13 protein-coding genes are annotated in these 12,724 nt (G+C 60.7%); 9 read left to right on the forward strand and 4 right to left on the reverse strand.

All coding sequences use genetic code 11. From position 1 onward, the window contains the following. Positions 1–33 precede the first annotated feature (33 nt). From BM019_RS13645 to BM019_RS13655, 3 genes are all read left to right on the forward strand, one after another. Complete coding sequence (locus BM019_RS13645) at positions 34–615, forward strand: DUF1842 domain-containing protein (protein WP_092418566.1); 582 nt, start codon at positions 34–36, stop codon at positions 613–615. Between the two features lie 153 nt (positions 616–768). Continuing rightward, positions 769–2,232 (forward strand): GDL motif peptide-associated radical SAM/SPASM maturase, encoded by a 1,464-nt coding sequence (locus BM019_RS13650; RefSeq protein ID WP_092418567.1) that lies wholly within the window; start codon positions 769–771, stop codon positions 2,230–2,232. A gap of 217 nt (positions 2,233–2,449) precedes the next feature. Further along, the gene (locus BM019_RS13655; protein ID WP_009043068.1) at positions 2,450–2,863 is read left to right on the forward strand and encodes a VOC family protein; all 414 of its coding nucleotides are present in this window, start codon (positions 2,450–2,452) and stop codon (positions 2,861–2,863) included. A 46-nt stretch (positions 2,864–2,909) separates the two neighbouring features. Here the strand turns inward: BM019_RS13655 and BM019_RS13660 are convergent, their stop codons facing one another. Further along, entirely contained in the window at positions 2,910–3,416 is a 507-nt protein-coding gene (locus BM019_RS13660) for a winged helix-turn-helix transcriptional regulator (RefSeq protein WP_085530352.1), read from the reverse strand. 114 nt (positions 3,417–3,530) lie between these two features. On the opposite strand from BM019_RS13660, the gene fabF reads away from it, so the two are divergent. Then, complete coding sequence (gene fabF / locus BM019_RS13665) at positions 3,531–4,799, forward strand: beta-ketoacyl-ACP synthase II (RefSeq protein WP_092418587.1); 1,269 nt, start codon at positions 3,531–3,533, stop codon at positions 4,797–4,799. A 91-nt stretch (positions 4,800–4,890) separates the two neighbouring features. Here fabF and BM019_RS13670 read toward each other — a convergent pair whose 3' ends face one another. After that, complete coding sequence (locus tag BM019_RS13670; RefSeq protein ID WP_009043065.1) at positions 4,891–5,346, reverse strand: MarR family winged helix-turn-helix transcriptional regulator; 456 nt, start codon at positions 5,344–5,346, stop codon at positions 4,891–4,893. Positions 5,347–5,655: 309 nt separating this feature from the next. Between BM019_RS13670 and BM019_RS13675 the strand changes: the two genes are divergently transcribed. Together BM019_RS13675 and BM019_RS13680 are read left to right on the forward strand one after the other, a co-directional pair. Then, on the forward strand, positions 5,656–6,210 hold the full coding sequence (locus BM019_RS13675) for a cytochrome b (RefSeq protein ID WP_092418568.1): 555 nt from the start codon (positions 5,656–5,658) through the stop codon (positions 6,208–6,210). Between the two features lie 280 nt (positions 6,211–6,490). Beyond that, a complete protein-coding gene (locus BM019_RS13680; RefSeq protein ID WP_092418569.1) occupies positions 6,491–8,299 on the forward strand; it encodes a calcium-binding protein in 1,809 nt (602 codons plus the stop codon). A 147-nt stretch (positions 8,300–8,446) separates the two neighbouring features. On the opposite strand, the gene BM019_RS13685 is transcribed toward BM019_RS13680, so the two are convergent. Continuing rightward, complete coding sequence (locus BM019_RS13685; RefSeq protein WP_092418570.1) at positions 8,447–8,743, reverse strand: hypothetical protein; 297 nt, start codon at positions 8,741–8,743, stop codon at positions 8,447–8,449. Positions 8,744–9,279: 536 nt separating this feature from the next. Here BM019_RS13685 and BM019_RS13695 point away from each other — a divergent pair. From BM019_RS13695 to BM019_RS13710, 3 genes are all read left to right on the forward strand, one after another. Next, positions 9,280–9,699, forward strand: coding sequence for a phiTE_072 family protein (locus BM019_RS13695; protein WP_239691070.1), 420 nt, complete (start codon positions 9,280–9,282; stop codon positions 9,697–9,699). A 391-nt stretch (positions 9,700–10,090) separates the two neighbouring features. Next, the gene (locus BM019_RS31025) at positions 10,091–10,348 is read left to right on the forward strand and encodes a hypothetical protein (protein ID WP_092418572.1); all 258 of its coding nucleotides are present in this window, start codon (positions 10,091–10,093) and stop codon (positions 10,346–10,348) included. Between the two features lie 395 nt (positions 10,349–10,743). Beyond that, positions 10,744–11,859 carry an acyltransferase family protein gene (locus BM019_RS13710; protein WP_092418573.1) on the forward strand — a complete coding sequence of 372 codons (1,116 nt, stop codon included), beginning with the start codon at positions 10,744–10,746 and terminating at the stop codon, positions 11,857–11,859. 42 nt (positions 11,860–11,901) lie between these two features. Here the strand turns inward: BM019_RS13710 and BM019_RS13715 are convergent. Beyond that, positions 11,902–12,724 (reverse strand): hypothetical protein (locus tag BM019_RS13715; protein WP_092418588.1); only part of this gene is annotated, 823 nt, incomplete at its 5' end.

The following is a 12,724-nucleotide window of genomic DNA, read 5'->3' on the forward strand; positions in this document are numbered from 1 at the left end:
CGGCTTCCCTGAACAAGAACAAGGAGTTGCACCATGCAAACTGGACTGTTCCATACCCGCATCCAAGCCACCACGGGGCTGTTGGGTGCCCCGGTTCTGATCCTCGACCTGTTGGTCAACACCGTGCAGAAAAAAGTCAGCGGCGTGGCCCGAGTGTTCAAGAGTACCTACCCGCCGGTGAACTTCTTCGCCGACGTGTGGGGCGACTACTCCCAGTTACAGCTGCACCCGTCGACCGAAGGCCACATCATCCTGAGCCTGACCGGCAACCCCAGCGGACCGACCAGCCAGATCGCCGCGACCTTCCAGCTGCACGGGATTCTCGGGCTCGACTGGGCCAGCGGTTTCGCCAGCTACAAATACTGCTACCAGGGCAACTGGCAGGACGTGCAGCACGCCGCGGTCAGCCAGGTGTCGATCCCGCACCCCGAGCCTGTGCCTCATCACCCCGTGCCGCTGTATGCGGTGGCGGTGCAGCAGGCGCAAAGCAGCGGTGACCTGGCGCAGCTCAAGGCGGTCGTCCGCCAGGGCGAGCAGCAACTGGCCAGCGGCGATGCGCTGCGCAGCGCCCTGCAGCAGCTGAACGCCGAGATCGCCCGCCTCGAAGCTCGCTGAAAGGTGGCGTCCGGGCCTGGCCTTCCTTCCCCCAGGGCCAGGCCCGGTTCCCCACTGGCAAACCCTTTGTCCGCCCGGGCCGGCATCGCCAGGGACGGCGCGGACATCCGCCAGGTTCGTGCCGCGCGCCGGAGTGCGCGCAAAGGACTGTCCATGTCAGCCAATCGCCCCGCCCGCTACCTCAGCGAAACCGACCTCAAGCGTTACGTACCAGTGCATGTGGTCTGGGAAATCACCCTCGCCTGCGACCTCAAATGCCTGCATTGCGGCTCGCGCGCCGGCCACCGACGCCCCAATGAATTGAATACCCAGGAATGCCTCGACGTGATCGACGCCCTCGCCGCCCTCGGCACGCGGGAAGTCACCCTGATCGGCGGCGAAGCCTATTTGCGCAAGGACTGGACCCGCCTGATCCAGGCCATCCACGACCACGGCATCTACTGCGCGATCCAGACCGGCGGGCGCAACCTGACCCCGGCGAAAATGCAGGCCGCGGTGGAGGCCGGGCTCAACGGCGTGGGGGTTTCGCTGGACGGCCTGGCGCCCCTGCACGACGCCGTGCGCAATGTCCCGGGCTCCTTCGACAAGGCCGTGGACACCCTGCGCCGGGCCAAGCAGGCCGGGCTCGCGGTCAGCGTCAACACGCAGATCGGCGCGGCCACCCTGCCCGACTTGCCGGAGCTGATGAACCAGATCATCGAACTGGGCGCCACCCATTGGCAGATCCAGCTGACGGTGGCCATGGGCAACGCGGTGGACCACCCGGAACTGCTGCTGCAACCCTATCAACTGCTGGAAGTGATGCCGCTGCTCGCGCGTCTCTACCGCGAAGGCCAGGAACGCGGCCTGCTGATGAACGTGGGCAACAACATCGGTTACTACGGCCCTTACGAGCATATGTGGCGCGGCTTCGGTGACGAGCGCGTGCACTGGAGCGGCTGCGCCGCCGGGCAAACGGTGCTGGCCCTGGAAGCCGACGGCACGGTCAAGGGCTGCCCTTCGCTGGCGACGGTGGGGTTCTCCGGCGGCAATGTGCGCGACATGAACCTGCACGACATCTGGCACTACAGCGAGGGCATGCATTTTGGCCGCCTGCGTTCGGTCGACGACCTCTGGGGTTATTGCCGCACCTGCTACTACAACGACGTGTGCCGCGGCGGCTGCACCTGGACCTCGCACTCGCTGCTGGGCAAGCCCGGCAACAATCCGTACTGCCACTACCGCGCCCTGGACCTGCAGAAAAAGGGCATGCGCGAACGCATCGTCAAACTCGAGGACGCTGCCCAGGCGTCGTTCGCGGTCGGTCGCTTCGACCTGATCACCGAACGCATCGACACCGGCGAGACGGTCAGCAGCGTCAGCGACAGCGGCCAGGTGATCAAGCTGGCGTGGATCAACCAGGGGCAGAAATCCCCCGAGGAAGGACGCCTGCCCACCCAGCTGGCGCTGTGCCGCGGCTGCTGGCAGTACATCCATGCCCACGAAACCACTTGCCCGCACTGCTCGGCCGATGTGGCCAGCGCCGAGGCCGACTACCTGGCCGACCGCGCCCGGCAACAGGCGATCATGGACCGCCTGACCGGCCTGCTGGGCATGCCCCAGACCCGGCTGGTGTAGCGACCAGCCAAAGCCCGCCGCCAACCGGGCGGCGGGCCTGGCAGGGGGTTGCACCAAGGGTGATAACCCGCCACGGGCCCATGAGAAAACCGTCTAAAAACAAGCCCACTGCCACACAGGTTTAGGCTTTGCTAGTGGAGGTCTCAACCCATCAGCTTTTGCCAGCGGGCCGGCTCACCCGGCGCGCCCGCGGCCCCTGCCATCCGGGAGTCCCAGCATGAAAATCAATCCCTACCTGATCTTCAACGGCGATTGCGCCGCCGCCTTCAAGTTCTACGCCCAGTGCCTGCAAGGCACCCTCGAAGTGATGATGACCTTCGGCGAAAGCCCCGCCCGCGACCATGTTCCCGCCGAGTGCCACAACCTGGTCATCCACACCCGCCTGCTGGTGGGCGACCAGGCCATCATGGGCTCGGACAGCACGCCCGACCGGCCTTACTCGGGGATCCACGGCTGCTCGATATCGCTGAATGTCGACAGCATCGCCGAGGCCGAGCGGGTGTTCGCCGCGCTGGCGGACCAGGGCACTGTGCAGATGCCGCTGGAGGCCACCTTCTGGGCGGCGCGCTTCGGCATGCTGGTCGACCGCTTCGGCGCCTCGTGGATGGTCAACTGCGAAAAGGACCAGTGACAGGCGCCTGTCGTTAAGCCAAGGGGCCGCGGCGATTCGCGGCCCCTCAAGCCTCGCCCTCGGCCTCCATCGCCCGCAGCCCCGCCAGCCGCTGACGTATGCCTTCGCTGGCCACCGGCCCGGCCTGGACCGTGCACGCCTCCAGCGGCACCGGGCGACCATCGGCCAGGTCGGCCATCATTGGCCGCACCGGCCGGCCGGTGGCGCGCTCGACGATCTGCACGCTTTCCCCTTCCGGCGCGTAATGACGATTGCCCCAGGCGACGAACGCCATCAGCACCACACGAAAATCCTCGCCCCGGGCCGTCGGTACATATTGGTAGCGCAGCGGCCGCTGACTGTAGGCCTGGCGCTCCAGCAAGCCGTCCTCGACCAGCGAATTCAAGCGCCGGGTGAGCATGTTGGGGGCGATCTGCAGGCTGCGGGAAAACTCCTCGAAACGCCGTAGGCCATGCAGAGCGTCGCGCATGATCAGGATGCTCCACCACTCGCCCACCCGCTCCAGACTACGGGCAATCGGGCATTCGTCGTGAAGGAGGGTCTTGCGTTGCATGGTGGTTCCTCGGATTTCGCAGTTGCGTATTTGTGGTTCGGGCATGTTACTTTCATGATGATAGTGACGTCCATAGAGCGACACACCCCACACGAGATGAAGGAGCTGAAGGTCATGAACAAACGCATTGTCGTCACCGGCATGGGCGCATTGACCCCGCTGGGCTGCGGCGTCGAACAGATCTGGCAACGCCTGCTGGCCGGGCAATCGGGTATCCGCCGGCTACCGGAAGAACTGATCGGCGACCTGCCGATCAGCATCGGCGGGCAGGTTCCCGACCGCACCGAGGACCCACAGGCCGGCTTCGATCCGGACGCGCTGCTGGCGCCCAAGGAACAGCGCAAGATGGACCGCTTCATCCTGTTCGCCCTCGCCGCCGCCCAGGAGGCGCTGGCCCAGGCCGGCTGGGCGCCGCAGACGGCAGAGGCGCAGGAACGTACCGCCACCATCATCGCGTCGGGCGTGGGCGGTTTCCCGGCTATCGCCGACGCCGTGCGCACCACCGACAGCAAAGGGCCGCGCCGTCTTTCGCCGTTCACCATTCCGTCCTTCCTCAGCAACATGGCCGCCGGTCATGTGTCGATCCAGCATGGCCTGAAGGGGCCGCTGGGCACGCCGGTGACGGCCTGCGCCGCGGGCGTCCAGGCCATCGGTGACGCCGCGCGGATGATTCGCGCCGGGGAGATCGACGTCGCGGTCTGCGGTGGCACGGAAGCCACGATTCACCGGGTCAGCCTGGCCGGTTTCGCGGCCGCGCGCGCCCTGTCGAGCGATTTCAACGACACGCCGGAACGCGCATCGCGGCCCTTCGACCAGGCGCGCGACGGCTTCGTGATGGGCGAAGGCGCCGGGCTGCTGGTGATCGAGGAGCTGGAACACGCCCTGGCCCGGGGCGCCACGCCGATCGCCGAACTGGTGGGCTACGGCACCAGCGCCGACGCCTATCACATGACCGCCGGGCCGGAGGACGGCGACGGTGCCCGCCGCGCCATGCAACAGGCGTTGCGTCAGGCTGGCATCGAGCCGTCGCAGGTCCAGCACCTGAACGCCCACGCCACCTCGACCCCGGTGGGCGACAAAGGCGAGCTGGCGGCGATCAAGAGCGTGTTTGGCAACCACAGCGACCTGGCCATCGCCTCGACCAAGTCGGCCACCGGCCACCTGCTGGGCGCCGCCGGCGGGATCGAAGCGATCTTCACCATCCTGGCGCTGCGCGACCAGATCGCCCCCGCCACCCTCAACCTGGAAAACCCGGATGCCGGCGCCGAAGGCCTCAACCTGATTCGTGGCCAGGCGCAGCCGCTGGCGATGGAATATGCCTTGTCCAACGGCTTCGGCTTTGGCGGGGTGAATGCCAGCGTGCTGTTCCGGCGCTGGGCGTAAGGCCGGGATTGTTCGCCGGGCACAGGGCGGTTTCAGTGCGGCTTCGCTGAAACCTCAATGTGCCCAGTCAGTCCCGTGCAACTGAGTATTTTCAGCCGGATGTCAAACCATCCGGCACCTTCGCCAGGTTGACATGCATGCGCATCAGCATGGCTTTGAGCTGCTCCACTTCCGCCTCGCTGAAACCCTGGATGGCCACCTCCTCCCAATACATCGCCCGTGGTACCAGCGACTCCACCAGGGCCAACCCCGCGGGCGTCAGGCTGATGCAGACCTGACGGCCATTGGCGTCCTGCCGCTCGCGCAGGATCAGCCCCAGCTTCTGCATGTTGGTCACTTGCCGCGACAAGGTGGAGATCTCCGCCGAAACCCGTCCGCCCAGCTCGCCAAGGCTGAGCCCGCCCTGTTCCCGAAGCACCGCAAGCACTCGGTACATGACCAGCGTCAGGCCATGCTCGCCAAGCTCCTGGGAAAAGCACTCGCCCATGCGCATCCCGACACGAGTGACCAGGTAAGGGACGGCGGTGGAAAAACAGTAACTGTTCAAAGGTTCAGACCTCGGTATCCATTGCTGAGACGGCTCTGCGCGGGGGCATGTTACGTCGTTGAGCTGATCCGGTGAAATGCGCCTGTCCCTTTCATTCGACACTGCCCGAATGGAGATGGTGGAAAACATGCACTTACAACTATTGCAAATGCAATACTTGCAAATACAAATGTCTGTTGAAATACTCCTTCCGCGATCGCCCTCGACCCAAGGCCGCCATCGCGTTCCGAGCCAAGGAGGCGACACCCGGTTGACTCAACCGACGGCAACCCGGAGTCCTTCCACCTTTCACAACGGCAGATTGTCCCTATGAATGCTTCCTCTTCCTACAGTCTGGCAGCACGGTTTTTCCACTGGAGCATGGCGCTGATCATCATCGGCGTCTGGCTGATCGGTTTTTACTCCGCCAACCTGCGTGGCGATGTGCCCAGGGGCGGCCCGGCGGTCTTCGTGCACAAGGCGATTGCCAGCACCGTGCTGTTCCTGCTGCTTGCCCGGCTCTGCTATCGCTTGACCCACCGCTACCCGGCCATGCCCAGCAGCGTCTCCAGGGCGATGTCCGGCATCGCCCATATCGCCCACGCCCTGCTCTACCTGATCGCCATGTTGGCCGTGCCGCTTTCGGGCTGGTACTGGAGTTCGGTCGCCGGTCACCCGATACCGCTGCTGGGTCTGTTCAACCTGCCGCCCATAGCGCCGGTGGATCAGTCCCGCTACGACCTGGCTATGTGGATACATCGCCTGCTGTCCTGGGGCGCCGGCGCCTTGATCCTGGTCCACGTGCTGGCGGCGTTCAAGCATCACTTCTTCGACAAGGACGACATTCTTGCGCGCATGTTGCTCAGGGTTCGCCGCCGCGGCTGACGCCCGGGCTGGAAGGTAGAGAGGATGGGCGGCTGCGAGCCACCCTCGAGCTAACCAAACTGTAATGACGCCGGATTTATAGCGGCTGGATCGGGCTTTCACTAGGACGATCGTGCCAACACCCCCTTACCTTACCCACACCCTCCAAATGAATGAGTAGCTTGGGCGCAGATTCCGGAGCGCGCAGTCACCAGGCTCCGAAATCCGAGCGAAGAAGAACAAGAAGACTTCAGCTCTTGTTTTTTTTCATGACTTTTTAGTTTGTGAGGGAAAACGAACCATGGCGATATTCGACTACAAGGGCCAAGACGGTCGCGTGCTGATTTCAGATGCCTGGAACCTGGCCACCTACACCAGCGGCGTAGCGACGGTAGGCGCGCTCTACCACTTGCCCGGGGCGGTCCTGGGCGAAGGCAACACCTTTGTCCTGCCCAAGGGATGGCGCGAGATCAGCGCCAGCGACCTGGGCATCGACGGCAGCCACCTCGACCTGACAGGCAGCTTCAAGGGCGAAAACGTCTCCGGCTCCCAAGCCAAGGTATTCGGCCAATACGACGAGAGCGGCAAGCTGGTGAAAATGGGCTTTTCGATTGCCGGCACCAACTCGCCAATGGACTTGCTGGGATACCCGGCAATGATCGACAACTCCTATATCCACGGCTACGACTACCTGCTCGACTCGATCAAGAACTACGCCAGCAGCCATAACCTGACGGGCAAGGATGTGCTGGTCACCGGCTACAGCCAGGGCGGCTCCGTGACCAACAGCATGTACCAGGGCAGGGAAACCCTGGCAGACGGCTTTTTCAAGGATTCGGACTACTTCGGCATGGCGTCGCCAAAGGCCAGCAACAGCGACGGTATCTTCAACTTCGGCTTCGAAAACGACATCGTGCACCGGCTGATCGGCGAACAGACCGACCTGAGCGGCGCCATTCTCGCGGCCCTCAAAGGCAGTGACGCCAGCTACACCTCGACCACCGATAACATCGTGCTGTTCGACACGGTCTACGCTTTGCCCACCTGGCCCAACGGCCCCTTCTCCGTGATCAATCCCAACGGCTGGGTGGCGCACCTGGAAGGCGTTTTCATCAACCCTATCCAGCGCATCGGCCAGTCGACGTTCTACGACTACATCGAGCGTGACAGCACCATCATCATCAGCAACCTCGACCCGGTCAGCCGCAGCTTTACCTGGGTCAGCGACAAATACTCCGCCACCTCCAACCACTTCGGCACGCCGGCCTTTCTCCTCGGCACGGACAGCGCGGACAAGCTGCAGGACGGCAGGAACGACGACTTCCTCGACGGTTTCGCCGGCAACGACAGCTTCAGGGTCAGCACCGGCACCGACATCGTCGCCGGCGGCGTGGGCGACGACAAAGTCTTCCTGCAGGGTACGGTTACCAGTTACGAAGCCGTGCGCCTGAGCGATGGCAGCCTGTTTCTCAACGACACCAACGGGCGTTACGGCCTCAAGGAGCTGCACGACGTCGAGCATGTCGAGTTCGAAGGCCTCCTGGGCCAGGCCTTGACCCCGGCCTTTACCGTGACCGGCAGCAAGCTCGATTTCGAAGGCCTGTTCGGGTCGGACAAGAGCTACGCCAAGGCCACCGAAGGCACGCAGTTGGCAGACCTGCTGAAGGGTACCGCCTCCCGCGACCTGATCTTCGGCCAGGGCGGCGACGATCTTATCGAAGGCGGCGCGGGCCATGATCTGCTGCACGGTGGAAGCGGCAACGACACCCTGCTCGGCGGCAATGGCAATGACGCCCTCTACGGCGGCGCGCACAACGACATCCTGGTGGGTGGCCTGGGCAACGACACCCTCAGCGGCGGTGTGGGCAGCGATCTGTTTGTCTTCGACGTGGGCGGCTTCGGCCATGACGTGATCAGCGATTTCAACGTTCACCAGAACGGCTTCGATCAGTTGGTGTTTTCCAAGTCGCTGTTCGCCTCCACGGCCGCCGTCCTCAGCGCCACCAGCCAGCAAGGCAGCGACAGCCTGATCGTGGCGGGAGACAGCAGCATTACCCTGGTCGGCCTCAACCCCGCGCAACTCAGTGCGGACATGATCAGCCTGGTCTGACGCTCGATGGGCACACCCTCCGCTCCTGTGAGGGTGTTGCTCCAGCCGGCCGTCGATGTCCTGGTCTTCCCAGGGGCTGCCTTGGCTACAGGTGAATTTGAGGCATAAAAAAGCCTGCCCTGAGTGGGCAAAGGGCTGATCCGAATTTCAGGCCCCTGACTCAGGATCACTCGCGGGCATGTCACGAAGCTCCTTGTCCTTTTCTTCCTGTGTATCTGCGCCAGGATCATCGACGCGACCACTTTTCCCTGCTTCCGGGTGCTCACTCGACACCGAGTTGTTTACATCTACGTCGATCATCTCTTCATCGACCGGCGCTTCATCATTCGCAGGCAATGGAACCTCAGGCTCCTTGCGCCTTGGGTCATGGCCTGCTTCGCTGTCCGAGGTTCGCTCTACGCCCTGCTGCGACCAGCTACCAGGTGCATTTTCGTCATTGTTCATGTTGGCTCTCCGTTCTAATGCTCGGGAAATCCGTACTTAAACATGAGAAACGACAGAGCCTTGCAAGTGCCGAGAAATGGATAAACGGCGGTCAATAAAAAACCGGCTCGATGGCCGGGTTTCTATTCGGTCAACCCTGCGCGCGCAGGAATGACAGGCAAGCCTCGCCAGCATGTTGAGCCGGGGATAGCGCTCGACAACGCAAGACACAGGTGACAGCAGGATCAATGCGTGACCGACAACACCACACCACGTCAATACCAACAGAACGAGAGCGAGGCGGTATCAGCTACAAACGTGAATGGTAGATCGATGAGAGCCAGCGGCCCTATGAACTGGGCGAGCTGATACTCGGTTTCTAATCCGTCGTAGCAGTCATATGAACCATGTGAAACCGCGGCAAACCAAGCGCAGCCGCTCAACTGCGAAATAGCCAACATCAAAATGAGCTTCCGTAGCACGTAATTTCCTTATTACTTTTCCATTGCCTGCTTCATAGACGCTCTTAAACAGAGCCAGTCACCCGTTGGGGCGGGATGGGGCCGCGCACAGTCGCGGAGTTCGTCGCAGACTGTGGCTGGGACTACGTCCTGAACTGTTTGGATCGCGGAATCAGTTCGACGGTTTTCAGCGGTAACGCCCTGCATGCTCTGGCTAAGAAGTGCATCGTCCAACGCCGCCGACAACAGACCGGGCGCCATGATTGGGAACTGGGTGAGCTGAGTAAGGGCGAAGCCCGCGAGCTTTGGCATGACATCGATGTTCTGCGCGGCATCGAGAGTGCAAATGAATGCTGGCACCACAGCACGCTGCTGACCGAGCTATTCGGCGAGGAATGGCATTACCCACTCGATGGCAAGGCTGTCGAAGAGAATCACAAGTTCACGTACCTGCGACGTGTTGTCGAGGCTGTTCAACAGGCGTTACGCCAGGAACAGCAGCAACAGGCTGCATGACGGTCGTGAATGCCTATGACCTGATATCGGCGGAGGCACGCGAATTCACACCGCAGCAACCCTTATCCCAGCTCATTCAAAGCCAGGATTAGTTCTTCTTTGAGTTGTCTCGGGAGAAAGCTTCGTTAAGTTTTTTCCGAACCTCATCCCGCTCAGCGATGGAGCGCTCACGAACACGCTTTTTTGTCGACTCCATGACGCCCTCCAAGGGGTCAGGACTTCGCTTACTAAAATTCGCGGGATCTTCTTCCGGAAAGTCCTCGAAGTAATCCGACCATTCGCCCATTACGACCTTCTCTTCATAGTGATCTGGTTTGTGAAGTAAAGACCAGGTACCAGAAAAGGAAAACTCCTCCTCAAAGTCAGCCGCTATAGCGGCAAGGACGAAGTCATGCCTGAAGAAATCAAAAAGACAGGTCCGGACCACTACCGCTACATCGACACAATTGGTTCAGATGGTCTTGAAGTGCATTGCATCACCTACACGGTGATCGGTGAAACGGCCCAGTGCTGGTACATCGCCGACAAATACACCGTCAACATGATTATCGACAAGCAACGCGGACTGAGCAAAGAGTGGGGGTTTCGGGTATCAGCCACGGACTCACGCGGGCCTGTACTGACAATTTTGAAGAGGAGGACAGGATGAAGTCCCGAAAAATCTCCCCACAAATGAAAAAGCCCAACCTGTGAAGATTGGGCTAACTCATTGAAAAATATGGTCGGGACGGAGTGATTCGAACACTCGACCCCTAGCACCCCATGCACGCAGTACGGATGCAAGCCCTTCTGGAATAGCCGTTTTTATTGGCGCTCGCTGCAATCGAATGCCCATAAGCGCTCACACGAGCGTGAGAGAGTCACGCAAAAGTCACGCACCCTCCTCCGGCATTCTGCCGACCGAGTACCACTCCACTTGTACTACCTGCATGTTTTAACCTACCAAGCCCGCAATCTTGGATCCGCGGTCTTAGCTTTCCAATCCCTGCTTGTATAGAATTCGACACTAAGCAGCTACACAATCAAAAATTTAAAGGACCCATCATGCAACGGATCGCCTTTGCGAACGCCTTGCGCGGAATCGCAGCCCTCTGCGTGGTTATCGCCCACTACATACTGATGTTCAACTATATCCGCGGAGAGTTCGGTGGGCTGCCTGCGCTGCCAGAGAAACCTTTCCCGGACTGGATGATCAGCTTCTTCAATCCGCTGAACAGCTTGAACATGGGTGCATTCGGTGTTGCGCTGTTCTTCCTGATCAGCGGCCTGGTGATCCCTATTTCTGTCGCAAGCCTCCAAGGCAAACAGCTTGCGAAAACAAAATTCGTGATTGGCCGCCTGTTCCGGATCTGGCCAACCTATATTGTCGGGCTGCTTATCACGCTCGGCGCGCTTGAAATTGCCGCTGGTTACATGGGCTACACGACCTCGTACACCGTCCCGCAAGTGCTGACCCAGATGTCTCTATTCCGCGATTGGTTCGGCAGCTCAGTACCGCTGGACGGGGTTGTTTGGACGCTGGAAGTGGAGATTAAGTTCTACCTGGTCGTGCTTCTATGCTGGTCACTGATTGGCAGCGCCAAGCTTCTCCCGTTATTCGTGCTTGGCATCGCCACTGTGCTGGCTGCGAACTTCTATCCGGGGAACATTCACCAGTCGGGGCCGTTGGCCGCTTTCGTTTACCCGATCAAGTACATCTTCTTCATGATGATCGGCGTGGCGTTCAACTACCATTTCCGTGGGCTACTGAGTCTTGAGCGGCTGTTTGCCATTGCCGTGGGAATGCTTTGTGTCTTCGGCTACAGCTGCATTATAGAGGGCTGGCAGCTTGAGGTTATCGTTTCCTACTTCGCGGCTTTTGCGCTGTTCACAGGTTTCTATCTGCTGGCCAGGGACTGGAATGGAGGCCCGGCGTTCGACTTTCTTGCGAACATCAGCTATCCGCTATACGCATGCCATGGCGCCTTTGGGATCGTGGGGATGAGGATCATGATCGACCAAGGCATCGGAGCAATTCCGGCTCTTTCTATGCAAACGGCCATGACCATCGTGTTGTCTTGGATTATCCACAAGGCGGTTGAGAACCCTACACACATACTCGGGAAGAAGCTGGCAGCAATGCTGAGGATTCCACCAGTACCAGTAACTGCACGCCCATAATAGAAGCCCGCTCTAATCAAGCGGGCTTTTTGCATTTTGGATCTACACGAAAGAGACTGGCTCAACGATGTAGCAGTCTTCGCAGTCTTCAGTGATGACTGTATCCAGGATGATTGGTGATGCCACCTGTGGCCGCAATAGGCCGGAACGGATGGACGCGGTGTACACCCCGACGTTCACCGTGTTGAAGCGGCCCCGGGCATTCACAGAAACGGTATCGATGCTGTAATTCATCGCCTGACCAACTCCGCAGTTCTCTCCGCCGGAATTGATAATCCGCGTCGAATCCTGCCCTTCGACAACAACGGCCCAAGTATTCTGTTCGGGGCCTATGCCGGGCTCTGTCCCCGTGCAGTAGCTGTTGATGATGGTGTTGTACTCGCCGCCATTGTCGAGCAGCAGCATGCATCGCCCTTTCCAGTCAACCGACGTGATGTTTTCGATCACGCAATGCTGGGCGTAGTGCATATGCAGGCCGACTGCCGCATTGCCAGTGAATTCCAGGTTTCTGATGTACACATTCTTGATCGGTTCACACAGCGCGACAATCGCGTTTTCCGGGTGCTCTCGCTTGATCACCCGGTTGACGATAAGGGAATCAGCCAGGACATAGATAACCTGCCTGACCTCCATCGGGCCATCCAGCGGCATCGGATAGGTGTCAAAGTCAGTGGAGGCATCCGAAATTACAATCCATGACCCGTTCGTGTAAGGGGTCGTATCCGCAACGAAAATCTGGGTTGTGTTGACGTGGGCTGTAGCAGTCAGGTAGCTGCCGGGCCGGACGTTGCCCTCATAATCAATCGCTGCGTAGCTGGGATCTGATGGTTGATTTGGGTTACGGCCGACACCAGTACAGTCAATG

This window comes from Pseudomonas sp. NFPP07, from assembly GCF_900115645.1.
Taxonomy (GTDB): Bacteria; Pseudomonadota; Gammaproteobacteria; order Pseudomonadales; family Pseudomonadaceae; genus Aquipseudomonas; species Aquipseudomonas chlororaphis.